Source organism: Brachybacterium sp. FME24 (genome assembly GCF_014897705.1).
Lineage (GTDB): Bacteria > Actinomycetota > Actinomycetes > Actinomycetales > Dermabacteraceae > Brachybacterium.
The window spans coordinates 43,385-65,373 of sequence record NZ_JABUXV010000011.1 but is presented as its reverse complement, the minus strand read 5'-3'; the positions used below and the strand labels follow the sequence as shown (position 1 = coordinate 65,373).

The following is a 21,989-nucleotide window of genomic DNA, read 5'->3' as shown; positions in this document are numbered from 1 at the left end:
CCCCCTTCCGGTGACAAGGCGGGGTCGGTCAGCGGAGTGCATCGGAGATCTCCTTCAGGTCCTGGACGATCAGCTCGGGGCTGCGGGAGCCGGCGATCGCGGCCTGTCCTGCGGTCAGCCACGCCTGGGCGACCTGTGGCTCGGCCTCCATATCCAGCCAGATGTTGAATTTCTCGATGCTGTCGAGATGCTCGAGGGCTCGGGTGAGCTGCGGCTGGACGTCGTCGACGCGGTCCTCGGCGCCGATCACCACGGAGGGCCGATCGCGCATCTCGAGCATCGCCGCCGCCATCTCAGGGGAAGTGATCATGCGCAGGAAGTCGATCGCGAGCTCCACCTTGGAGCTGTCAGGGTTGATGGCGAAGCCGTCAGGGGCCCCGGTAAGGGACTCGTCGTCCCCGGCCCCATCGGGGATCGAAGGGAAGGGAAAGAAATCCCAGCTCTCCGCGATCTCCGGGGGAGCACCGTTCTTCTCCTGGAAGGTGGAGAACTGATTGGACTCGCTGAACATCATCGGCGACTGGCTGTTGAGGAAGGCGGCCTTTGCGCTGTCGCTGCTGATGCCATTGGCCGACGGGGTGAATCCGCGCGCGGCGAGCTCGCCGAGGTCGGCGAAGGCCTGTGCGTATCCGGGATGCGAGAACGTCGCGGTCGACGGCTCCACATCGCGGGTGAACTCCTCCTCCGGGACGTGCTTGGCCACCAGGGAGGTCAGGTAGTGAACCCCGGGCCACATGGGTTGGTTGCCCATGGCGATCGGCGCCTCCACGCCCGCCTCGCGCAGGGTGTCGCACACGGTGAGCAGGTCCTCGAAGGTCCCGGGAATCTCGACGCCGTGCTCGGCGAACATGGCCGTGTTGGCGACCATGTACTTGCCGGACATGCTGATCGGCACCGCATAGCGGCGGCCCTCATAGGTGTAGGCGTCAACCGCGATCGAAGAGACGGAGTCCTCCCACTCGCCGGCCATGGCATCGGTGAGGTCGTCGGTGAGACCCGCTCTGGCGAACTTCTCGCCGTAACTGCCTGGCCAGAGGAAATAGATGTCGGGCAGGGTGCGCGAGGCGGTCAACACCTGGATCCGCTGCTTGTAGGGGTCATCTTGTACGGCAGTCATCTCGACGGTGATGCCGGGATGGCGCTCCTCGAAGGTGGCGCGGACGTGGTCGAAGTACTTCTTGTGGTCACCCTCGGGCCATTTGTGCAGGACCGTGAGCGTGGAGTCATCGCCGGCACTAGCCCCGCAGGAGGGCAGGGCCAGCGCCGCGGCGCCGGCGGTGAGTGCGGCGAGGACATCGCGTCGTGTCGCCATAGGGGATCGGCCTTTCCTCGGGAGATCGGAGATCGGAGAGCGGGCGGGGCCCGGGCCACGATGCCCGGAGGGGGAACCTCGCACTGAGAGAGATCTGTCGGAGTCGATCTATTGGTAGAGACCGGTCTCAATCGGCCTTGATGAGACCGGTCTCTACTGTGGTGTGTCAGGTACTGTAGGGCGATCCAGAGCGGCCGTCAAGGAAGGTTCAGACGCAGATGTCCTCAGCGCGACGCGATGTCACGATCGGCGATGTCGCCTCCCGCGCCGGGGTGTCTCGGGCGCAGACAGCGCGGGCGCTGGGCGGGTACGGCGCGGTCAGCGAGGCGGTGCTCTCCCGTGTGCTGGTGGCGGCCGAGGAGCTGGGGTACCGCGCGAACAGCCTGGCCAGGAGTGTGTCCACCGGCCGTTCGCAGTCCGTCGGCGTGGTGGTCGGTGACATAGAGAACCCCTTCTTCGCGCTCAGTGTGCGCGGGATCTCCGACACCCTGCGTGCGGCGGGCTACGACGTGGTCCTCATGAACACGGGAGAGTCCCATGAACTGGAGGTCGACGCCGTGCGCGCCCTGGACGGCAAACGGGTGGACGGATTCCTCGTCGCGCCCGCGCTGGCGTCGGAGTTCGCGCACCTGCAGGCCCTGGTCGACGCCGGGCGCCCGCTGGTTCTGTTCGATCGCGACGTGCCGGGACTCGCCGCCCCGTCGGTCGTGGTCGACGTGGAGGCCGCGGCTCGCGAGCTGACCGATGCCCTGGTGGCAGCCGGACACCGGAGGATCGGCTTCGTCTCCACCCTGACCAGTTCCGCGGCGCGCTGGAACGAGGACCCGCAGGTCGCGCACACCCCGGTGGGGCGGCGCCTGCTCGGCATCACCGGGGCGCTGCGCGTGCACGGTCTCGAGATGCGCGCGGAGGACGTCCGGGTGGGGGCCCGCGGCGCCGAGGACATCCGTCGGCATGTCCGCGAGCTCGTCACGGGCGATGCGCCGGTGACTGCGCTGCTCGCCTCGGACGCGGTCATCGCCGTCGCCGGCCTCGAGGAACTGCGCTGCTTGGGGTTGTCCGTGCCCGGCGACGTCTCCGTCGCCGTGTTCGACGACCCGCCCTGGGCGGGGCTGATCTCACCGCCTCTGACTGTGGTCTCGCAGCCCGTGCTCGAGACCGGGGTCGCGGCGGCCCGGCTGCTGCTCGAGGCGATGGCTGGCCGCGCGAGCGCGGAGCCGCCCTCGCTGTTCGCGCACTTCATCCACCGCAACTCGATCGGCCCGGCGCGCGAGGTGGAGTGAGGGTTTCTGCGGCGCGTCGTCTCTCCCACGGGGGAATCCCCGCCACGTGCACGGGGGGCGCGGAGGATTGTCAGACCATCACGTGCTGCTCGTTGAGTCCGAACCACGCCACGTCCCCAGTCGCGAGGATCTCGCGATCGCTCGCGGACCACGCGTGGCCGCCCGCCTCGCCGCGGCGCATCTGGGTGAAGTTGAAGCGGTCCGCAGAGTAGATGCGGCCACCGGCCGCGGTCACGGATTCGAGGAACCCGGTGTCTTCCCCGCGGGAGACGTCCGCGAAGGGATGGGCGGTGAACACGTCGCGGCCACCGGTGATGGTGGGCCCCATGATGCGGTCGGTGAAGCGGTGCTCCATCCAGGGGAAGCGCAGCAGTGTCGCGTCGGCCCCCGCGAGGTGCATGTAGTGGGCGTGCTTGCCCACCACGTCCGCAGCGGAGAACTCGCGGGCCCGCAGCAGGTCGTGGAGATAGAACTCGCCGTAGAGATCGTCATCGTCCATCTTGGACAACACCTCCCCGTCGGCCCGCTGGACCGCGGCGTTCAGGCACGCACCGAGGCTCCAGCTGTTCGGCGCCTCGAGCACCACCACGTTCTCGATGCCCTGCTCCCGGGCGCGCAGTGCGGTCTCGGTCGATGATTCGAAACCGTGGGTGATCAGCAGCAGCTGCCGCTCCACCCCGGCCTGCTGCGCCACCTGGCTCACGAGGTGGTCGAGCTGCTCGGGCCGGTTGGTGGCGGCCATGATGCTGACCGTCGGCAGGCCGGCACCGCCGGGCAGGCCCGCCTTCCCGGCCTTGCCGCCCAGATCCACGGCGTCCAGGACCTGGCGGGCGCGATGGGTGTAGGTGTGCTCATGCCAGATGCGACGCTGGGCCAGGTGCACCGTGCGGTCCCGCAGCTCGGGGGAGCGCACCAGCGCCCGCACCACGTGCGCCGCGTCCTCCCGCTCGGCGACGACCGGGACCTCGTCCTCGCTGAAGAACTCGCCGATCGCCGGTGAGGGAGCGGTGACCACCGGCGTGCCCGACGCCGAGATCTCGAAGATCCGTCGCGCACACATGGAGGGGCTCGTGGTCACGGAGTTCACGTTGAGGAACACCTTGTACGCCTTGTAGGCCGTGAGCATCCGGTCGTAACTCAGGGAGCCGACCACCCGATCGGCCAGCGCCCCGGGGAACTGGTACCGCTCGTCGTCACCCAGGAAGCGGGAGAAGATCTCCAGGCCCTTGTCCATCTTCGGCGAGACGTCCAGCGCCCCGCCCAGCAGCATGTCCATCTGCTCGCGGCGCTCAGGGAACTTGTGCGCGAAGTACATGCCCGCGAAGGCCACGTCCCGCGCCTGGTGGCCGTGCTTGGGGCGGATCGGGTTGTGCACCGCGGACTGCGCCGCGAAGGGCAGCACCTCGATCCGGTCGTGCCCGAGCTCCTCGCGGTACCGGGGCAGCAGTGTCACGTCCGTGGTGAAGACCTGGTCGAACAGCTTCGCCGTGGGCAGGAAGTCCTCGAAGTGCGGCGGATCCTCCTTGTTCCAGAACACGGTGGGGATGCCGGCCTCCCGGCAGTGCGCCACCAGGTCCCGCAGGGGCTCGGTAGGGGCCTTCGAGCCGGTCAGCTGGTACTGCCAGGCATCCTTGTTGCCGTGCCAGGCGGATTCCACCAGCAGCAGGTCCACCGGTGCCTCGGCGAGCTGCTCCCGCCACCGCTGCGGGGTGACCGCGACCGTCTCGAACTCGTGGCTCCAGGCCAGCATCGAGAAGTCGTCCAGGATCACCGCGACGCGCACTCCCGGCATATGCGGGGCGCGGTCGGGCAGCTTCGCAGGCGGGAAGGAGAGCTGGCCCGTCGAGTCGACGCTGCCCAGCCCGTCGCCCACCCCATAGGTGACCGTGCGCCGACGGCGCCGCCACGTGCGCAGCTGGGACGGGCCACCGGTGCGCAGATGCCACAGTCCCGTGCGGAGAGTCTGCAGGCGGGACGAGGAGAACTGCGCGGGCATGGGCACCTCTGGTCGGGGGAGAGAAGGATCGGGCGCCTCATGATCCCACGGTGACCTGCCTCGCAGGGAGCGGTCACCAGGGAGCGCTGGCTGGGTGGCGGAGGGTGTCGCGAGCGCCACAGGGTGGGGGCAACTCGGGGACCGACGGTATCGGCGCGGGTAGTCTGTCGCCCGACCCGGACCGCTCGGGTCACCCATCGTCGGCAAGAAGAAGGAGCGCTGTGACCGACCAGCCTGCCACGACGACGCCTGCACGCGTCACGATCTATGGCAGCTGCGTGGCCCGCGACTCCGTGGACCTCGCCGGCGGTTCACAGCTCACTGTCGCGGACTACATCGCGCGCCAGTCACTGATCTCTGCCGGACAGGACGCCGCTGCTCGGTTCCCGGCAGACCCGCAGGTCTCCTCCCGCTTCCAACGACGCATGATGGAAGCCGACTTCTCCGGAGACCTCGAGACGCGCCTCGACGCGATCGCGGCCCGCACCGACCTCCTGCTCTGGGACCTCACCGATGAGCGACATGGCGTGCACGTCTTCGACGACGGCACCGTCGTCACCCGCAGCATCGACCTGACCGCCGTGCCCGAGGTGCTGGCCGTGGTCGACGAAGCGCACCACGTCGCCTTCGGCACCGACGAGCATTTCGCCCTCTGGTCCCCGCGCGCAGAGCAGTTCCGCGACCACCTGCGCCAGCTCGACCTCGTCGACAAGACCGTCGTGCTGCAGGTGCCGTGGGCACTGGTGACCACCGACGGCCGCGAGACCCCGGTCAGCATGGGCACCAGCGCCATCGAAGCCAACGAGGCGTACCGCCGCTACTACGAGCGCCTGCGCGAGCTCGGATTCACGCTCCTGGAGATGCAGCCGCTGGGCGTGCTCGCGGACCCCGAGCACCGTTGGGGCCTCGCCCCGTTCCACTACACGCAGGATGTGTACGAGGAGATCATCCAGCGAGTACTTGCGGAGCTGCGCTCCGAGGAGGCCTGAGAGGGCGAGCAGCCCTCGGTGCCCGCCCCTGTCCCGTCTCACCGGCTCGGCGACTGCGCATCCTCACCCTGCTCGGCGATGAACGCCGCGATGATCTCCGAGCGCAGCGCGTCGATCCTCTTCTTCAGTGCCTTGCGCTCCTTGCGCGGAGCGCCCGGCGCCTTCAGCAGCAGGGCTGCCTGCTCGCAGCGGTCGAGCCGCTTGGCCCAGTCCTGGGCCAGGTGGGTCTCGCGCTCGTCGTCGGCGGAGTTCGCGAGGTAGTCGACGTTCCCCCGCAGCACGGAGATCGTCTCGAGCACCCCGTCGGCCGTGCTGGTGCGCGCCGTCGTCAACTGCGCGATCTGGTCCTTCACCCTGGCGAGGATCTCAGGGTTCGCGGAGACCCAGCGCCCTGCCGCGAGCAGAAGGGGAAGGGCCCACTTCGCGGTGTCCATCGCGCCCTTGCCTTTCGGGCCGAGCGTCGTGAGCTTCTTGGTGGCCATCATTCGCCTCGTTCCGACCTGTCGGGTGCGGGTCTGCGTCGCGAGCATATCCACAGCGGCGCCTGCGGGCTGCGGTGCAGCTGTCCGGGCGGTAGGGCGGGTCGGCGGTGAGCATCACGAACGCGCAGGGGCCCTGCCATCGGGACCGCGGCACGAGCGCGAAGCCGGCGGTGCCTGGACGGACGCGCTGTGGACGGCCACCAAGCCTGCCGACGGCGCCTTCACGGCGCTGCAGCTCGGCACGGTGCGGAACCTGAGGTGCACCTCCGGTCTGCTGACCACGGCGACCGTCAACTGGGAGCGGCCGACGGGGACCCCGAGTGCAGGCGTCGGCTACCAGCTCACCATCCAGCGAGGTGCGAGCACCCAGACCCTCACGCAGACGACCACGACGTACGTCTACCGGCGGCCCACTGGCAACTTCGAGGACGTGACCGTCACCGTTCGGCCCACTCTCGGGCAGTGGACCGGGCCCGCGCAGTCGGTATTCCTGGACGCGGTTCTGGTCGTCGGCATGCGCTGCCCCTGACCCTGCCCCGCCACGGAGCGTTCTGCACCACAGAACCTGACGCGCTTCGCCCGAGATGCATGAGGTCATGACCTTGTCGACGCGTTCGCGGACTCGAGTGGCGGGGGCTGATCAGCGCGGGCGGTGTGTGGGCGCTGAGACGGCCCTCGTCTCGACGGGTTCGATCAGGCGGAGTCTGCCGGCGGAGGTCAGCGGCGAATAACGGTAGGTGATGGAACGGGTTCTTCCCGGGCGGCAGAGGTCTAGACACTGCCTATCGTGCCGGTCAGAGGCCTGTTCCTTCCTTCCGACCCCGGGACGACACAGTCATGACCTCATACACCTAGGAGAGTCGGTCGTAGATATCCGCGGTGACCTCGTAATGCATCGGCTCTTCGCTCAAGAAAGCGACGATCTCATCGGTCACCCCGGCACCCTGCGCGAAGCGCGCCTCGATGGTGCCACCGGCAACGTGCGGTGTGATCAGTACGTTGTCGAGCCCGTACAGCGGTGAGTCCGCTGCCAGCGGCTCGACGTCGAACACGTCCAGCCCCGCGCTCAGGCGCCCGGAGACCAGTTGTTCGCTCAGCGCCTCCATGTCGATCACTGCCGAGCGGGCGGTGTTGACCACGATGGCACCGTCACGCAGTCGGCCGATCATGTCCTGGTCGAGCATGTGACGGCTCTGCTCGGTGACTGGGGCGTGGATGGCGAGCACATCGCTGGTGGCGCACAGCTCGGCCAGGTCCACCAGCTCCACACCCAGGGCTGCGGCGTCGTCCGGGCCGACGTACGGGTCGAAGGCTCGCACCGTCTGCACTCCGAGCCCGGTGACCATGGAGGCGTACTCGCGCCCGGTGCGGGACAGGCCTACGATTCCGATCGATTGTTCCCGGATTCCGTGAGTGAGCCGGCCGAGGCCGCTCTTCGACCAGTCTCGCGTGGCCTGCAGGCGCCGGTCCATCCAGTGGAGGTTCCGCAGCAGGGCGAGGGTCAGTGTCAGGGACAGCTCGGCGACCGGGACGGCCATCGGGGCCGAACCGCCCTGGGCCAGGCGCAGTCCCTGCTCAAGCACCGAGCGCGGGAACAGCCCGCGGATGGTGCCGGCGGTGTGCACGGCCAGGCGCAGGCGCTCGCCGATCACCGCCTCGGGGGCGAACTTGCCGGTGCTCCAGGAAGTGATCAGCACGTCGTAGGCATCGGCGAGGTCGGCGGGCAGGGAGCCATCCTTGCTCCATGTCACCTCGCCCAGGCCGGCGAGCCGTGCGCGAGTCGATTCGTCGTACAGGCGGTCTGACTCCTCTGGAGTGATCGCGACGAAGATGCGGGTGTTGCCGGCGGGGGTGGTCATGCGGTCTCCTTCGAGGGCTGGAGCAGCAGGGATGAGGGGTCCAGTGGCAGCACGCCAGTGCCGCGGGTCAGGCGGTCGAACAGTCCAGCCAGCCCAGGCGGTGCAGGTGCGCCCGGAGGTGGCGAGCGACGGCAAGGGACCCGGCTGTGGTGAGGTGACCGGGATCGGTCGAGAGCGAGGGTGGCTTGTTGCCCGCACGCCGCTCCGAGAGGTCCTCAGGGGTCGGTGCGAGGCCGGTGACGGCGGGCAGTTCGCGACTGGTGAGGAAGCGCTGGACGTCGACATAGCAGTCGCCGTAACGGGAGGCGCCGGCCGTGTTGATCGCCAAGATCTTGTCGCGCATCTCGGGATCGGAGTCATTGTTGGTGAACTGGCTGATCACCACCACGCGGGCCCCGGCCTCGGCTAGCCAATCGGCAGTGGCATCGATGCGCGCTATCACCCCAGTGGCGCTCGACCCCCGATTCAGGTCATTCTTGCCCATCCACAGCAGGCAGTCCTCCCCGCGCCAGGCGGTGCCCAGATTCGGGACGACAGGGCCGCCGTCGACAGGAACGGGGGCTCCCGGCTCGGTGCGGGTGAGGAAGACGCCCTCTTCGCTGCCATGCACGACGACGTCGAGGTCGCCGACGCGCCCTGCGAAGGGCTTCAGCGCGGCGGCCGACAGGTCCAGACCCGTCGGCCCCATCCGCACTGTCCCTGCGTTCGGTAGCGTGCCGCCTGCGACGCGGACCGGCACGGGCAGGGAACCGATGCGGGCGGCAGTGTGGTGGGAGGTCTCCCCGCCGCGGCCCTCGTTGATGAAGCGGATGCCGTCGGCGGCCAGCACAGAGTCCATCGCCGGGCCGATCAGGGCCATCGAGGAGGAACCCCATCCCACGATCCGGCGGCTCATGACAGCCACGCGTCCTTGCCGTCAGTTACGAACTGTTCGTCCAGCAGTTCGGGGTAGCGGCTGCGGGTGGAGGTGATCAGTTCGGACTGGCCGGGGGAGAGGAGGTCCGGGCCCAGGCTGGTGGTGGTGGACACCAGGCCCTGCTGTCGCAGCACCTCGTTGACCCCTGGCACGCAGCCGGCGAAGTCGTGAGCGACGTCGAAGACGGCGGCATTGACCTCGACCAGATCGGTGGCCGAGGCCATCAGGTCCTGATCGATCGCGCCGGATGCGACCGCGGCGTTCGCGCGGGCGACCAGCTCGACCGCTGCCTTCGTGCCCACTGCCCATTGCCCCAGCAATCCGCCGCGGGCGCGCACCTCGCGCAGCTGCCCCTTGACGGTCGCCCGATAAGGGGTGAGCAGATCGTGCACGATGGCATCGTCATTGCCGGTCAGCACCGCGACCCGGTCCCAGCGGTCGTGGGCCAGCAGCTCCTGCAGCACATCGTTCGTGCGGTACCGGTCGAAGGGAGCGACCTTCACGGCTACCACTGACTCCAGCTCGAACAGCCTGCGCCAGAACCTCCTGGTCAGCGGCGTGCCGCCGACGCTGTTCTGGAGGTAGAAGCCGATCGTGGGCAAGACCTCGCCGACGGCCTCGGCGCGCTCCAGCAGAGTGGCCTCGGAGCGCTTGCTCATACCCCAAGGGCTCATCAGCGCTGCCTCATACCCGAGCTCGCGGGCGGTCTCCGCTTCCCGGACCGCCTGCGCGGTGTCGCCGACGAGGCCCGCGACCATGACCGGGCGGTGCGCCAGGGGAGCGGCTGCTGCCGGAGGGGTCTCCTCGGCCGTGCGCGCGGCCAGCTCCCACACCGTGCGCAGCAGCCCGGGGTCGTGGTGGAGCTCGAACTGCGTGGTGTGGACGCCGACGGCCAGGCCATGGGCACCTGCGGCCAGCTGGTATCGCGTCAGTGCCCGCTGCGCGGCAAGGTCCAATGCACCGCTGTCGTCCAGCGCCAGGGGATGGGCGGGGATCACCACGCCTGCATCCAGGCGGGCGTGCAGGTCTGTGGCCGTCCGCTCCTCCAGATCGGTCATCAGAACTTCCCCTCCCGCTGCTGGAACTTGGTGGCCTTGCCCAACTGTCGGCCACCGCCGGACACCCACTGCCCGACCCAGCGCACCAGCCGACGCAGAGGAACACTGGGGTAGCCGAACAGTTCGTGGGCGGCAGAGGAGTCGCTCAGCAGGGCGTCTGTCGCTTCGTCGCCGACGATGATCGGCTCCGTTCCCATCTCCTCGCCGAGCCACTGCGCGATGCGGCGCACCGGCACCGTCTCCGGTCCCGTGGCGTTGAGCAGGTACGGATCCGAGTCCGCCACTGCGATCGAGCGCAGTGCCCAGGCGTTGATATCGCCCTGCCAGGCGACGTTGACGGCCGGCATGGTCACGTCCACCGGCTCGCCGGCCGCGATCTTGGTGGCGACGTCGGCGATCACCCCATAGCGCATCTCGCAGGCGTAGTTCAGGCGGAAGAGCGTCGTCGGCGTCCCCCAGGTGTGGGCGGCGTAGCTGAACAGGCGCTCGCGGGCCAAGCACGATTGCGCGTACTCACCGACCGGCTCGGCCGGGTCGGACTCCGCGGACCCGCCGTAGCCCAGCGGGGTCAGCGGATAGACGTTGCCGGTGGAGTAGACCACCGAGGGCACCCCGCGATACCGATCAGCGACCATGGCCGGCATCGCGGCATTGGACCACCAGGTCTGGTGTTCATTGCCGGCGGTGCCGAACTTCATCGCGGCCAGATAGAACATGGCCGCGGCATCAGGCAGATCCGCGTAGTTCGCGGAGTCGGAGAGGTCAGCCGGGTGCACGAGGACGCCGTTGGACTCGAGCTGCTCCCGGGCGGCTGGGTCCGAGAAGCGAGAGACCGCGATGACGCGGGCGTCGGAGCCCACCTCGTCGAGGGCCCGGCGGGCCATCCGGGCCATGGTGGGGCCGATCTTGCCGCCCGCACCTAGCATCACGATGTCACCGCCGGCAGCGGCCAGGGCCTTGCCCACACCAGGCAGTGGACGGGAAAGCAGCTCGTCGAGCTCGGCCTCGTCGCGCGGGCATGTGGTGGGGAGCGCTGTCCCCGGGATGCGTGTGGTCGCGGTCGACACTGATCGTCCTCACGTCGTGGATCGGTCGAGAGAAAAGCGTTTCTCTCCCTGGCTGAGCGTAGGACGGTTCCGTGGAAGCGTCAAGCGACCGATTGCAACAGTTATCCTCCCTGCATGGCAGTCACCCTGAAGGACGTCGCGCAACGTGCCGGCGTGTCGGTCCCCACCGCCTCGCGCGTTCTGTCGGGCAGCAGCTATCCCGTGATCGACGAACTCCGTGCCCGGGTCCGGCAGGCCGCAGAGGATCTCGACTATGTTCCCAACGCCCAGGCCCAGGGGCTGCTGCGAGGCAACACCGGCACCATCGGCGTGCTGGTCGGCGATGTGGGCGACCCCTACTTCTCCGAGATCGTCAACGGCATCCACGACCGCGCCACGGCGGAGAACCTATTGGTGACCATTTGCCACACCGAGCGTGATCCGGCCCGCGAGCTCGGGTACTTCCGGATGCTCCAATCTCACCGGGCCCACTCGGTGATCCTGGCCGGCTCCGGACTGAACGACGAGAGCTACCGAGCGGGCATCGCCACTCGCGTCACATCCTTCCGCGCCGCCGGCGGGCGAGTGGTCGCCATCGGCACCCCGGTGATCGATGTGGACCGAGTGCTGGTCAACAACCGCGACGGCGGCCGGATGCTGGGCCAGCACCTGACTGGGCTCGGCCATCGCGACATCGCCCTCATCGCCGGGGCTGCCACCCTGGTCTCCACCGAGGAGCGCCTCGGCGGCCTCAAGGAAGCCCTCGATGAGGCCGGGGCTCGACTGGTCATTCATCACGGACCGCCGACGAGGGACGAGGGATATCACGCGGCCGGCCGGTTGCTGGAGCAGCACCCGGAGCTGACCGCGATCACCGGCACCGCGGATCAGATGGCCATCGGAGCCCTGTCGTATCTGCGTGACCATGGGCGCAGCGTTCCGGGGGACATCTCCGTGGCCGGCTTCAACGACATCGACGTCTCGAAGGACCTCTCGCCATCGTTGACCACTGTGCGATTGCCGTTGCGAGAAATGGGGTCGACCGCGCTGGACATCGCACTGGGGCTGGACCTCGGGGCTGGAACCGGATCCGGTGAAGGCGCTGCGCGCGGCGCCCAGGCGCTGGTGGAACGGCAGCTCGGGGTCGAGCTGGTGGTGCGGCAGTCGACCGGGCCTGCGCGGACCGGATGAGGCCAGCATGCATGTGGCGTCCGTTCAATGTCGAGAGCTCCCCGGGGATATCCGGGTGGTCGACGCTGAGGCTTCGTTCACGGACATCCCGCTCACACCGCCGTTTGTGATCAGTGGGCGGCCGATGGCCCACCTGACCTCGGCGAAGGTCCACGTGGCAGTAAAGACGCGCGCGGGAACATCCGGGCACGGCTCCGGTGCAGGCATCCTCTCAGTGCCCTGGTCGTGGCCCCGCTCATCGCTGAGCCTGGACGAGCGAGACCAGCTCCTGCGTGAGCTCGTGCGTACATTGGCCGCTCGGCTTGTCGAGCTACAAGGCGTGGGAGACCCGTTTACGTTATGGCGCCCTCTCGAAGCGGAACTCGGCGCAGTCCTCGAGGCCACCGCGCAGCGGGCAGGGTTCGAGGAGATCCCGCCCCTGGCAGGGCTGCTGGCCCTTGGCGCCATCGACAGTGCCCTCCATGACGCCTGGTCTCGCACGGCGGGACGGAGCCCCTACGAGATGTACACCCGCGAGTACATGAACCAGGACATGGGCTGGGTGATCCCCGAGTTGGCCGGTGTGTACCCGGGGGACTATCTGGGGCCGCGGCGCTCTGCATTGCCTGTCCAGCACGCGCTCGGAGTGGGCGATCCCCTGCAGGGAGCCGGTCGGAAGGAGGGCGCGGCAGGGCCCGCCGGTCTGGAGGACTGGATCCGGACTGAGGGAGTCGCCCACCTCAAGCTCAAGCTCGCCGGTGATCCGTCGAGCGACGCGAAACGTATCGCCGATGTGTACGCGCTCGCCAGCGGCCTCCCCGGGGCCACCTTCTCCTTGGACCCCAATGAGGCATATTCCATCGAAGCGCTAGAGCAGATGCTCGACGAACTCGCGGCCCGTTCGAGTCGTGCTGCCTCGGCGATCACCTATCTCGAGCAGCCCTTCCCGCGTGGCACCGTGATCGATCCCGCCAGGATGGATCGATTGACCAGCCGATTTCCGGTGCTCATGGATGAGGGGTATTCGAGCCTCGGTCAGCTCGCGACACTGCGAGAGCAGGGCTGGTCCGGCGTGGTCATCAAGGCGGCGAAGGGACAGTGCCATGCGATGGCCACCCTGACTGCGGCCCGTGCTCTCGGGCTGCGGGTGGCAATACAGGACTTGACCACAGTCGGCGCCGCCCTTGAGCATTCGCTCGGTCTCGGCGCAGAGATCGGTGCCGATTGGCCCCAGATCGAGTACAACAGCCGCCAGTACGCGGCCGATGCCAACGCGAAGCTGGCCTTGCGGCGCCCCGAGCTGATTTCGGTGCGGGACGGGTACGTGCGCGTGGATCGGGTGCCGGTCGGGCTGTACAGCAGCTGACGAGGCGGCACGCCGTGCGAGCCCGGGAACTGTGACCCGAGCGGGACCAGAAGGGTCCCGCCTGCGGCCTCGTGATCACGATTCGATGACGGTGGCCCCAGATCTGCAACCGGTCGCCACACCCCCTTGACATCGCTTGCAGTGAGCGTGATGCTTCACACAGAAAGCGTTTGCGGTCACGGGGCGAGGACGCCCTGAGGCGACGGTGCCGACCGTATCGGAAAGGTGAATCACATGGCAGTGATCAAGAGTTCGAACCAATTCAACCGACGGGTCCTGCTGGGCGCCGGCATCGGCGGGACCGGCCTGCTCGCCACCGGTTGCTCGATCTTCGGTTCCGGTTCCGGCGGAGGAGGAAGCGGCGGGGGCGACGACGGCCCCGCTATCACCATCGCCCGGACCTCAGACATCGATAGTCTCGACCCGCATTACGTCAACAGCAGCATGTACATCCTGCCTGCCAGCATGATGGAAGGCCTGGTGATGCAGGACGAGACCGGCTCCGAGGTGGTCCCCGCCATCGCGGAGTCCTGGGACGTCTCTGAGGACGAGCTGACCTATACGTTCCATCTGCGCCAGGGCAACTGGTCCAACGGCGACCCGATCACGGCAGAGGACGCCGTCTGGTCCTTCCAACGGCTGCTGAGCCCCAGCGGAGCAGGATCGGGTTACACCACCGGCGCCTCGAGCTATCTGCCCAGTGCCCAGATCCGGGGGGCTGCCGATTTCCAGGCCGGCGCCCTGGATACCTGGGCTGACGTCGGCATCAGCGCTCCGGACGAATCGACCGTCGTGATCGAGCTGGAGGGCCCGAATCCGGACCTGCTGTTGAATATGACCCACTACTCGATGAGCGTGCTCCACCCGCCCTCCGTAGAAGCGGAGCCGCAGAACTGGACCCTGCCCGAGAACTGGGTGGGGAACGGCCCCTATGTGCTCACCAACTGGGTTCCCAACTCGACCCTGGAGATGGAGAAGAACCCTGAGTACTGGGACGCCGACAACGTTCAAGTCCAGAGAATCACCGTTCAGCTCTCTGGCGAACTGACCACCCAGACTCTCTCTTTTCGCAATGGAGAGCTCGACATCATCGGCGTGACGGGAGAGACCCTGCAAACCGATCCTGACCTGGAGGTATCCACGGTCCGGGTTGATGGGTACTCCACCTTCTACCTGCAGTCGATGTGGGGAGGGCACGAGGCGATCCAGGACCAGCAGGTGCGTCGAGCCATCTCGATGGCGATCGACCGTGAGGCACTGGCCGCGACCAACGCCGGGATCGTGGCAGCGGGCTCCCTTATCCCCGACAGCGTTCCCGGCTGGAGCGAGGAATTGGTGGCGCCATTCGACCCCGACGGCGCCCGAGCGCTACTCGAGGAGGCCGGCGTCATGGATGACCTGCCCGGGCTACGGATCCAGGCGGGTTACGAGGAGCCCATGCTCGAAATCCTGCGCGAAGGACTCATCGACGTGCTCGGATTGGATGTCACCATCGACATCCTCGAGGCGGGCGTGCATTCCGAGACCCGCTGGCAGGCACACGAGGACACCTCGTCCATGAGTTACTACTACGGGTCGTTCGCCGGTGTCTCGACCATGACCAATTGGATCTTGAACATCTTCGGCTCTGACCACGTCCGGCAGTTCTCGATGCCCTACGAGGCATGGGAGGAGCTGCAGGCCGTTCAGGGCGACGAGAGTATGAACGGCGCCCAGGTCGCGGGCAAGGTCGAGGAGATCCTCTCCACCAGGTCCACGGACGAAGCCCAGCAGTATGCCGAGATGGCAGGGGAAGCAGTGACCACCTTGGATGTGGACGAGCGGGCCCGGAAGTTCATCGACGCTGCGAAGCAGCGCGAGCAGCTCGCGTACACCGTCCCGCTGGCGTGGGGATCACAACTGCTCGCTGGGTCCGACCGGCTCAGCGGCATTCAACTGCGCCCCTCGCCGGAGGGCTACTACTACAAACACCTCTCAGTGTCCGAGTAGACGAGCGCACGCTCACCTGTTAGGAGGATCGATGAAGATCGTCATGTTCGTCGGACGCCGCCTGGTCCGTCTGGTGCTGTGTCTGTTCGCCGTCTCGGTTCTGACTTTTGGCCTGTTGCAGCTGGCTCCAGGGGACTTTGCCGGGATCCAGGCTGCGGGTGGAGGCAACGTGAGCCTCGCTCAACAGGCCACGTCCGAGACTCGTTCGGAGCTCGGGGACCGCTACGGGGCCGAAGTGCCGATGTGGGAGCAGTACACGACGTTCATGACGGGCGCCGTCACCGGAGACTTGGGGCCGAGCTACCGGTACCCCCACCGCACGGTGGAGGAGATCATCGCCTCCGCCTTCCCGATCTCGGCAGCACTAGCGGTGACCGCAACCCTGGTCGCGGTCGGAGTAGCTCTGCCGATCGGAATATTGGCGGCAGTGCGACGACGCACGATTCTCGATACCGGCACGATGTTCGTGGCGACCATCGGGAACGGTCTGCCCAACTACCTCGCCGGCCTGGTGCTGGTATTGATCTTCGGGGTCGCGCTCGGGGTCCTGCCCCTATATGGCTGGCAGGGGCCGGAGCACATGGTCCTGCCCACCTTGGCGCTCGCGATCGCCCCGATCGGAGTACTCGCACGATATGTGCGCTCCTCGATGCTGGAGAACCTGAGGCAGGAGTACGTCGTCACCGCCCGGGCCAAGGGCGGACGAGAGAGCGCGGTACTGATCGGCCATGTGCTGCGCAACTCGCTGATGCCGCTGGTGACCGTGGTCGGACCGATGTTCGCCTCTCTCGCGACCGGAACGATCTTCGTCGAGCAGATCTTCGGTATCCCTGGGCTAGGGCACTACTTCACCCAGGCGGCGGTCAGTCGAGACATGCCGCTGCTGATGGGCACGACACTCTTCTTCGCTGCACTGCTGATGGTGATGAACCTCCTGGTCGATCTCAGCTACGCGGCGGTGGACCCGAGAGTGCGAGCCGACCTCGGACTGGCTTCCGAGGGGCGCCGCCGACAGGACGTCGCCGATGGCGACGGCACCGGGGACACCGGTCAGCCTGTCTCGGCTGAAGGCACGGCGACGAGAGGAGCAATCTGATGACTGCTACCGCGAAATCGGGCGTAGAGGAGTCGGCGGCCATCACTGCGTCGGCACCACGCGCAACCAGTGAATGGACGCGTCGATGGCAGCGCTTCCTGCGCAATTGGCTGGCGGTAATAAGTCTCGCCTTCATTCTGGTGGTTTCGGTGGTAGCGCTGGCTTCGCCGATCATCGCGCCCTATGGGTATGCGACCATTCACGCCGGCCAGGAGCTGCTGCCCTCCTTCAGCGATGGGTTCGTCATGGGGACGGACCCGTTGGGCCGGGACATTTTCTCCCGGTTGATCTATTCGATCCGCACCGCGCTGTTCATCGCGATCGCAGCGGAGCTGATCTCCCTCTCCGTCGCCTTTGTGATCGGCCTCGTGGCTGGGTACAAAGGCGGCAAGTACGACCAGATCCTGATGGCCGCAACCGACGTGATGTTCGCCTTCCCCGGGTATCTCTTCGCGGTCCTGCTGGTCGCGGTCATGGGCCGTTCGACCTGGGCCATCATCCTCGCCTTGTCGATCGCTTCGTGGGTTGGCCAGTCTCGCCTGCTGCGCGCGCAGATCATGCGACTGAAGACTATGGAGTACGTCGAGGCTGGCCGCTCCATGGGTGCCGGTGGATGGACGCTGGTGATGCGCTACATGGTCCCCAACGCTCTTGGCCCGGTGCTGGTCACCGTCAGCTTTGGCATTCCCGCCAACATGCTCGCCGAGTCTGGCCTGGCGATTCTCGGCCTCGGAGTCGCACCACCGACGCCTTCGCTGGGCTCGATGATCATCGACGGCTATGCCTATGTCCTGAACCATCCGCACCTGATCGCCTGGCCCACGATCATCTTCATCGCGATCATGGTCGCCTTTACCTTCATCGGCGATGGCGTGCGCGACGCCTTCGACGTCGACGAGACCTAGCCGATAGACCAGGAAGGACTTATTCATGCTTCTCGACGTCTCCGATCTGGTTGTTGACTTCTCGATGACCGACGGCTCGACAGTCCACGCCGTCAAGGGCTTGGACCTCCAGTTACCCGACCAGGGTGCCACCGCAGTGATCGGAGAATCCGGTTCCGGCAAGAGCGTCTCTATGCGCGCGATCCTGGGACTGCTGCCCAGCAACGCGAAGGTCTCGGGCTCCGCACACCTCGAGCTCGGTTCCGGGGACAGGGTCGACCTGATCGCAGCTGGAAAGAATCGTCTGCGCAGAACTCGCGGGCGAGAAGTGGGAATGGTCTTCCAGAACGCCATGGAAGCTCTGAACCCCTCGCTCACCCTCGAGAGGCAGCTGTCCGAGGCGATCTTGTGGCACGGACTGGGAACGCGCCAGGAAGCCCGCAAGCGCGCCATCGAAGCGCTGGGGGAAGTTGGCATACCCGAACCGGAGCGACGGGTGAAGATGTATCCCTTCCAGCTCTCCGGCGGCATGCGCCAGCGCGCGATGATCGCAATGGCGACCATCACCCGGCCCCGCTTGGTGATAGCCGATGAGCCGACCACTGCGTTGGACGTCACCGTGCAGAAGCAGATTCTCGACCTGCTGTCCCATATGCAGGATGAGGGCATGGCCCTGGTGATGATCACGCACGACCTGGGGGTCGCTCGATATCTGGCTGAGGACGGCGTGGTGCTGCGTCACGGTGAGGTGCGCGAGCAGGGAACGATGCAGCAGCTGCTCACCGCCCCCGAGGACCCGTACACCAAGATGCTGCTGGAGTCCGCCATGGACATCCGGCCTCCCGAGCAGGTCCTCACTCCCTCCGAGGACACGCAATCCGCGGAGCCGATGTCACCGGCCGGGCCCGCGGAAACGCCAGCGCGCGAGGTGCCGGCTGGATCGACCGGCGGGCACCTCGGCGAGCCGGGGCGGCCAGTACCCACTGCTCCGGCACCGAGCGGTCCGATACCGCTCGTCCACGCTCGCGGACTGGTCAAGGTGTTCCCCGGGGCGGCGGGGCCGATCCGAGCCGTGGACGACGTCACTTTCGAGCTCGCCAGGGGCGGCACCCTCGGGGTCGTCGGCGAATCCGGATCTGGAAAGTCAACCCTCGCCCGCCTGGTGCTGCGGCTGATCGAACCTACCGACGGTGAGGTCCACTTCGACGGGCGGGATGTTCTCGCGATGGGGCGCAGGGAATTGCGTCTACAGCGACGTTCCATGCAGATGGTCTTCCAGAGCCCCTACGGCTCGCTGCTCCCCGCCTCCACCGTGGCGGAGAACATTGCCGAGCCCCTGCGCATCAACCGCATCGGATCCAAGCATGACCGTCGACGTAACGCTCTGGACCTGCTTGACCGGGTGCAACTGCCGGGCAGCTACGCGGATCTATATCCCAGACAGCTCTCCGGCGGTGAGCAGCAGCGGGTGGCGATCGCTCGGGCGCTCGCTCTCGAACCGGATCTTCTGGTCGCCGACGAGCCGACGTCGGCACTGGACGCCTCGGTGCAAGCCCAGGTGCTCGAGCTGCTCGACTCCCTCCGCGAGGAGCTCGGCTTCTCGATCCTGCTTATCACCCACAACCTTGCCGTGGTCGAAAGGTTCGCTGACGAGGTCATGGTCATGAAGTCAGGAAAGGTCGTCGAGACCGGCGCGACCTTCGACATCTTCTCCCGACCCCGCCACGAGTACACCCGGACGCTACTGGATGCCGTGCTCCCGGTACATGCCGATGCCCGCTGAACCGCTCCTTGCTCTCGATGGCGGCCCCGCGATAGTCCCGCACGGGTCTCTGCCCACCACTAACGACGCCGCGGGCCGCACCATTGGGGACGAGGAGGAGGTGGCAGTCCTGCGGGTCCTGCGCTCCGGGATGCTCTCCGGAGTGTGGGGCACAGAAGTCAAAGCACTGCAGAGCGAGTTCGCCGAGATGATGGGTTCGGCCCACGCTGTCGCCTGCTCCAGCGGCACAGCGGCCCTTCACCTGGCCGTCGCGGCGGTCGACCCGGCCCCGGGCGACGAGATCATCGTCCCGCCGATCTCCGACATGGGTTCGGTGCTGCCGATTCTCGCCCAGAACGCGATACCGGTGTTTGCGGACCTCGACCCGGCCACCGGATGCCTCGACCCGGAGGACGTCCGGCGCAGGATCACCTCCCGGACCCGTGCCATCGTCGTGGTGCACCTCTTCGGAGGTGCAGCTGAAGTCAGCGAACTGCGCCGGATCGCCGACACTGCTGGCGTGCTCCTCATAGAGGACTGCGCCCAGGCCTATCTGACACGCGAGACGACCCATGGCCCCCTGGTCGGGACCATCGGTCACCTTGGGTGCTTCTCCCTGCAGCAGACCAAGCACATCACCACCGGTGACGGCGGCCTGGTGATCACCGACGACGAGCAGTTGGCCCGCTCGATGAGGCTGTTCGCGGACAAGGCGTGGCCCCGCGACACCGGGGAACGCACCTACCTCTCCTTCGCACTGAACTACCGGATGCCCGAGCTCAGCGGCGCGGTGGCACGAGTGCAGTTGACGAAACTGCAAGCAGTCGTGGAACGACGGCGCCACAGCGCCTACCGGCTCAGCGATGCGCTGGAACAGCTGCGGGGGCTGACCACGCCGACACCCAGCGGTATCCATACCTACTGGTACTACCCGCTGATGATCGACGGGCTCACCCACAAGGAGCTGAGATGGTTCGCGGCCGCTCTGAACGCCGAAGGGGTGCCCTGTGTGGCCGGATATATCGCCCGCCCGCTGTACCAGGAGCCCGTGCTGCGGGAACCCACGGCCTACGGAGGATCGGGGTACCCGATCCGCGGAAGGGCCGAGTACCCCGACGGCGATTGTCCGGTCGCTGAGGCGCTCGTGTCAGAGCGACTGCTGGCGATCCCCTGGAACGAGAACCTCACCGACCAGCAGGTTGATGCGATGGCCGAGGCGATCGTCAAGGTCCACGAAGCGGTGATGCCCGTATGATCCTCGACTGCGACCTGCTCATCGGCAGGGACATCACGACCGGGCGAAGGCTGACGGCTGCCGATATGCAGACTCGCCTCGAAGCCGCAGGCATCGCCGGCGGCGCCGTCTCCGGTCTTCGGGCTCTGAGTTACGACCCAGAAACCGGCAACCGTGAGGCTGACGACGCCTCCCGGACCTTCGGGTGGACGTTCGTGTGCGGAGTCGACCTGCGCAATCCAGTCGATGCCGAATCACGAATGGCGGCCGCCGCCGACCGCGGCACACGCCTGGTCCGCTTCGCGACCACGCGCCAAGGCATCCCCGGCACCGCGCCGCGTCTACGACTGCTCACCCGCCGGGCCACCGCGCTGGGGCTGGCTGTGCTGGTCGAGGGATCGACCCGATCCGTTGGTCTTGCGATGATGGGTCTCGGCGCGACGGTCGTCTTCCTGGACCAGCATTTCTACGACGCGGGGGAGTTCATTCTTGCCGCCCGCGAGGAACCTGGATTCCACGCCTCCACCAGATTGCTGGGCGGCCCCGACGCTTGGGAGACCATCTCCGAGCACGTCGGAGCGCAGCGGCTCGTCTTCGGCGCCCGCAGCGGATGGTCCGAGGAGCACTCCGCCCTCGAACGGCTGCGCTCGAGCGGACTCGATGCGACGCAGCAGGGCCTGGTGACCTCCGGGAACCTCCTTCGCCTGAGCGGAGGCCCGAGATGACCACGCGCATCATCGATGTCCACGCCCATCTGGGACCGTGGTTCTTCGGGCCCGACCGGGGGAGCACAGCGGACAACCTGCGCTCCATGGACGCGCACGACATCGACATCCAGCTCGTCTCCGGGGTGGAGGCCGTCACTTACGATGCGGTCAGCGGGAACCCCGCACTGGCGGCCGCGATCACCGGGCAAGACCGCCTGCGCGGGATGTTCGTGGTCGACCCCCGATTCCTCGGCGAGGGCGAGACGCAGCTCGACGAGTTGCTGCCCTCCGGACTGTTCCTCGGCGCGAAGATCCACACCGACTACGCGGCCACTCCTGCCGGGTCCCCGCAGATGGCCGATGCCCTGCGACTGTGCGCCGAACGGAAGCTCCCGGTGCTCGTGCATTCCTGGGGGACTCAATTGCTGGACCTCGCAGAGACGGTCGCGCAGGTGGACGATGTGCAAGTGATCGCCGGGCACATGGGCGGTCCGGCCTGGAGGCTCGCCCCCGAGGCGATACGCCGCACCGATCGCCTCTGGCTCGAGCCCGGGTATTCCCAGCCCGAGGCGGACCGAATCCGCTGGGTGCTCGACCGGGCCGGCCCCGAGCGGATCCTATTCGGTACCGACTCCACCTTGATCGACCCGGCCCTGGCCGTCGGTGCCTTTCGAGCCGCTGGCCTCGACGAGCACGAGGAGCACCTGATCATGCACCGCAACGCGGAGCGGCTGTTTGGGCTGTGAGGAGCAGGCCTGACCGCGGCTTCCGCGGGGCGCCTAGCTTCGTTGACAGCGGTTGCAGAGTGCGAGAGGCTTGGGTAGAAATCGGTTGCAGAGA

At 67.4% G+C, this 21,989-nt stretch carries 19 protein-coding genes; 12 read left to right on the top strand and 7 right to left on the bottom strand.

Features of this window, described 5'->3' with window-relative positions; all coding sequences use genetic code 11:
• Nucleotides 1-28: 28 nt before the first annotated feature.
• On the bottom strand, nt 29-1,312 hold the full coding sequence (locus INT51_RS13690; RefSeq protein ID WP_193105885.1) for an ABC transporter substrate-binding protein: 1,284 nt from the start codon (nt 1,310-1,312) through the stop codon (nt 29-31).
• A 218-nt stretch (nt 1,313-1,530) separates the two neighbouring features.
• Between INT51_RS13690 and INT51_RS13685 the strand changes: the two genes are divergently transcribed.
• A complete protein-coding gene (locus tag INT51_RS13685) occupies nt 1,531-2,595 on the top strand; it encodes a LacI family DNA-binding transcriptional regulator (protein ID WP_193105884.1) in 1,065 nt (354 codons plus the stop codon).
• A gap of 70 nt (nt 2,596-2,665) precedes the next feature.
• Here the strand turns inward: INT51_RS13685 and INT51_RS13680 are convergent, their stop codons facing one another.
• Nucleotides 2,666-4,591: a glycosyltransferase gene (locus INT51_RS13680; protein WP_193105883.1), complete on the bottom strand. Its 1,926-nt coding sequence runs from the start codon at nt 4,589-4,591 to the stop codon at nt 2,666-2,668.
• Between the two features lie 221 nt (nt 4,592-4,812).
• Between INT51_RS13680 and INT51_RS13675 the strand changes: the two genes are divergently transcribed.
• Nucleotides 4,813-5,580 (top strand): DUF6270 domain-containing protein, encoded by a 768-nt coding sequence (locus tag INT51_RS13675; RefSeq protein ID WP_193105882.1) that lies wholly within the window; start codon nt 4,813-4,815, stop codon nt 5,578-5,580.
• Nucleotides 5,581-5,618: 38 nt separating this feature from the next.
• Here the strand turns inward: INT51_RS13675 and INT51_RS13670 are convergent, their stop codons facing one another.
• Entirely contained in the window at nt 5,619-6,062 is a 444-nt protein-coding gene (locus INT51_RS13670; protein ID WP_193105881.1) for a hypothetical protein, read from the bottom strand.
• Between the two features lie 244 nt (nt 6,063-6,306).
• Here INT51_RS13670 and INT51_RS13665 point away from each other — a divergent pair, with 244 nt between their 5' ends.
• Entirely contained in the window at nt 6,307-6,591 is a 285-nt protein-coding gene (locus INT51_RS13665) for a hypothetical protein (RefSeq protein ID WP_193105880.1), read from the top strand.
• Nucleotides 6,592-6,913: 322 nt separating this feature from the next.
• On the opposite strand, the gene INT51_RS13660 is transcribed toward INT51_RS13665, so the two are convergent.
• From INT51_RS13660 to INT51_RS13645, 4 genes are all read right to left on the bottom strand, one after another.
• On the bottom strand, nt 6,914-7,921 hold the full coding sequence (locus INT51_RS13660) for a hydroxyacid dehydrogenase (RefSeq protein ID WP_193105879.1): 1,008 nt from the start codon (nt 7,919-7,921) through the stop codon (nt 6,914-6,916).
• A 67-nt stretch (nt 7,922-7,988) separates the two neighbouring features.
• Nucleotides 7,989-8,816 (bottom strand): hypothetical protein, encoded by an 828-nt coding sequence (locus INT51_RS13655; protein WP_193105878.1) that lies wholly within the window; start codon nt 8,814-8,816, stop codon nt 7,989-7,991.
• Nucleotides 8,813-9,895 carry a dihydrodipicolinate synthase family protein gene (locus tag INT51_RS13650; protein ID WP_193105877.1) on the bottom strand — a complete coding sequence of 361 codons (1,083 nt, stop codon included), beginning with the start codon at nt 9,893-9,895 and terminating at the stop codon, nt 8,813-8,815. The genes INT51_RS13655 and INT51_RS13650 overlap by 4 nt, the downstream gene beginning before the upstream one ends.
• The gene (locus INT51_RS13645) at nt 9,895-10,962 is read right to left on the bottom strand and encodes an NAD(P)-dependent oxidoreductase (protein ID WP_304502192.1); all 1,068 of its coding nucleotides are present in this window, start codon (nt 10,960-10,962) and stop codon (nt 9,895-9,897) included. Before INT51_RS13645 ends, INT51_RS13650 begins: the two co-directional genes overlap by 1 nt.
• A 114-nt stretch (nt 10,963-11,076) precedes the next feature.
• Here INT51_RS13645 and INT51_RS13640 point away from each other — a divergent pair, with 114 nt between their 5' ends.
• The 9 genes from INT51_RS13640 (at nt 11,077) to INT51_RS13600 (ending at nt 21,895) form a co-directional block, all read left to right on the top strand.
• A complete protein-coding gene (locus INT51_RS13640) occupies nt 11,077-12,132 on the top strand; it encodes a LacI family DNA-binding transcriptional regulator (protein WP_193105876.1) in 1,056 nt (351 codons plus the stop codon).
• Nucleotides 12,133-12,451: 319 nt separating this feature from the next.
• The gene (locus INT51_RS13635) at nt 12,452-13,477 is read left to right on the top strand and encodes an enolase C-terminal domain-like protein (protein WP_193105875.1); all 1,026 of its coding nucleotides are present in this window, start codon (nt 12,452-12,454) and stop codon (nt 13,475-13,477) included.
• Between the two features lie 234 nt (nt 13,478-13,711).
• The gene (locus INT51_RS13630) at nt 13,712-15,466 is read left to right on the top strand and encodes a peptide ABC transporter substrate-binding protein (RefSeq protein ID WP_193105874.1); all 1,755 of its coding nucleotides are present in this window, start codon (nt 13,712-13,714) and stop codon (nt 15,464-15,466) included.
• 31 nt (nt 15,467-15,497) lie between these two features.
• On the top strand, nt 15,498-16,562 hold the full coding sequence (locus INT51_RS13625) for an ABC transporter permease (RefSeq protein WP_193105873.1): 1,065 nt from the start codon (nt 15,498-15,500) through the stop codon (nt 16,560-16,562).
• Nucleotides 16,562-17,467, top strand: coding sequence for an ABC transporter permease (locus tag INT51_RS13620; protein ID WP_193105872.1), 906 nt, complete (start codon nt 16,562-16,564; stop codon nt 17,465-17,467). Before INT51_RS13625 ends, INT51_RS13620 begins: the two co-directional genes overlap by 1 nt.
• A gap of 25 nt (nt 17,468-17,492) precedes the next feature.
• Entirely contained in the window at nt 17,493-19,229 is a 1,737-nt protein-coding gene (locus tag INT51_RS13615) for an ABC transporter ATP-binding protein (RefSeq protein ID WP_193105871.1), read from the top strand.
• Nucleotides 19,219-20,463, top strand: coding sequence for a DegT/DnrJ/EryC1/StrS aminotransferase family protein (locus INT51_RS13610; protein ID WP_193105870.1), 1,245 nt, complete (start codon nt 19,219-19,221; stop codon nt 20,461-20,463). The genes INT51_RS13615 and INT51_RS13610 overlap by 11 nt, the downstream gene beginning before the upstream one ends.
• 65 nt (nt 20,464-20,528) lie before the next feature.
• On the top strand, nt 20,529-21,167 hold the full coding sequence (locus tag INT51_RS13605) for a hypothetical protein (protein ID WP_193105869.1): 639 nt from the start codon (nt 20,529-20,531) through the stop codon (nt 21,165-21,167).
• The gene (locus INT51_RS13600) at nt 21,164-21,895 is read left to right on the top strand and encodes an amidohydrolase family protein (RefSeq protein WP_193105868.1); all 732 of its coding nucleotides are present in this window, start codon (nt 21,164-21,166) and stop codon (nt 21,893-21,895) included. The genes INT51_RS13605 and INT51_RS13600 overlap by 4 nt, the downstream gene beginning before the upstream one ends.
• Nucleotides 21,896-21,989: the final 94 nt, after the last annotated feature.

Excerpts from the sequence above, each read along its gene's own strand:
- INT51_RS13670 (WP_193105881.1), bottom strand. The coding sequence starts at position 6,062 with ATGGCCACCAAGAAGCTCACGACGCTCGGCCCGAAAGGCAAGGGCGCG.
- INT51_RS13690 (WP_193105885.1), bottom strand. The coding sequence starts at position 1,312 with ATGGCGACACGACGCGATGTCCTCGCCGCACTCACCGCCGGCGCCGCG.
- INT51_RS13625 (WP_193105873.1), top strand. The coding sequence starts at position 15,498 with ATGAAGATCGTCATGTTCGTCGGACGCCGCCTGGTCCGTCTGGTGCTG.
- INT51_RS13630 (WP_193105874.1), top strand. The coding sequence starts at position 13,712 with ATGGCAGTGATCAAGAGTTCGAACCAATTCAACCGACGGGTCCTGCTG.
- INT51_RS13620 (WP_193105872.1), top strand. The coding sequence starts at position 16,562 with ATGACTGCTACCGCGAAATCGGGCGTAGAGGAGTCGGCGGCCATCACT.
- INT51_RS13615 (WP_193105871.1), top strand. The coding sequence starts at position 17,493 with ATGCTTCTCGACGTCTCCGATCTGGTTGTTGACTTCTCGATGACCGAC.
- INT51_RS13640 (WP_193105876.1), top strand. The coding sequence starts at position 11,077 with ATGGCAGTCACCCTGAAGGACGTCGCGCAACGTGCCGGCGTGTCGGTC.
- INT51_RS13660 (WP_193105879.1), bottom strand. The coding sequence starts at position 7,921 with ATGACCACCCCCGCCGGCAACACCCGCATCTTCGTCGCGATCACTCCA.
- INT51_RS13685 (WP_193105884.1), top strand. The coding sequence starts at position 1,531 with ATGTCCTCAGCGCGACGCGATGTCACGATCGGCGATGTCGCCTCCCGC.
- INT51_RS13650 (WP_193105877.1), bottom strand. The coding sequence starts at position 9,895 with ATGACCGATCTGGAGGAGCGGACGGCCACAGACCTGCACGCCCGCCTG.
- INT51_RS13605 (WP_193105869.1), top strand. The coding sequence starts at position 20,529 with ATGCAGACTCGCCTCGAAGCCGCAGGCATCGCCGGCGGCGCCGTCTCC.
- INT51_RS13600 (WP_193105868.1), top strand. The coding sequence starts at position 21,164 with ATGACCACGCGCATCATCGATGTCCACGCCCATCTGGGACCGTGGTTC.
- INT51_RS13655 (WP_193105878.1), bottom strand. The coding sequence starts at position 8,816 with ATGAGCCGCCGGATCGTGGGATGGGGTTCCTCCTCGATGGCCCTGATC.
- INT51_RS13610 (WP_193105870.1), top strand. The coding sequence starts at position 19,219 with ATGCCCGCTGAACCGCTCCTTGCTCTCGATGGCGGCCCCGCGATAGTC.
- INT51_RS13680 (WP_193105883.1), bottom strand. The coding sequence starts at position 4,591 with ATGCCCGCGCAGTTCTCCTCGTCCCGCCTGCAGACTCTCCGCACGGGA.